Here is a 916-nt window from a genome sequence, read left to right as displayed (position 1 = left end):
CGGCGTGCGCGACCTGCTGGACCCGAAAACTTCAGGAGGACACTGATGGACGATACCCTGTTGACGATTGATAATCTGGCGCTCAGTTTTCCTGTCTATCGCGGTGAGGTCCACGCGCTTAATCAGGTCTCGTTGAGCGTAAAGCGCGGTGAAATTGTTGGCGTGGTCGGGGAATCCGGTTCCGGCAAGTCGGTAACCTCGATGCTGGTAATGCGACTGCTGAGACCGGGCAGCTATAACATCAACAGCGGCAGCATCACCCTGTTGGGGCAGGATATGCTCAATGCGTCGGAGCGCACCCTACGCCAGATGCGCGGTGCCAAGGTTGCCATGATCTTTCAGGAACCGATGACGGCACTGAACCCAACGCGCCGCGTCGGGGATTTGATGCGAGAAGTGATCCAACAGCATCAACCGTTGAACAAGCGCGATGCCCATGCCCATGCGCGGGTATTGCTCTCAGACATGCAGATCTCCGATGCTGAGCAAGTGATGAAGCGCTACCCGTTTGAACTCTCCGGTGGCATGCGACAGCGTGTAATGATCGCGCTGGCTTTTTCCTGCAATCCTGAATTGATCATTGCCGATGAGCCCACCACCGCACTGGATGTCACGGTGCAGCGTCAGGTGTTGCGCTTGTTAAAACAAAAGGCGCAGGAGCGCGGTACGGCAGTGTTGTTTATCAGTCACGACATGGCGGTAGTGTCACAACTGTGCGATCGCCTGTATGTCATGTATGCCGGTACCGTTATCGAGAGCGGAGCTACACAGGCGGTTATCCAGCGTCCCGCCCACCCCTATTCTCAAGGGTTGTTACGCTGTGCGCCGGATGATGCGGTACCACGTGCCGTGCTTCCTGCCATCCCCGGCACCGTGCCTAACTTATCGCAGTTGCCAGAAGGCTGTGCTTTTCGAC

Annotated in this window: 1 protein-coding gene; it reads left to right on the top strand. The window is 56.8% G+C overall.

What is annotated here, in order from left to right; translation table 11 throughout:
* Positions 1 to 45: 45 nt before the first annotated feature.
* Positions 46 to 916, top strand: an 871-nt coding sequence (locus tag J5224_RS30695) for an ABC transporter ATP-binding protein (protein WP_264628808.1), incomplete at its 3' end; no start/stop codon positions are given.

The organism is Candidatus Symbiopectobacterium sp. NZEC135, from assembly GCF_025962695.1.
This window is presented reverse-complemented; position numbering and strand designations above follow the sequence as displayed.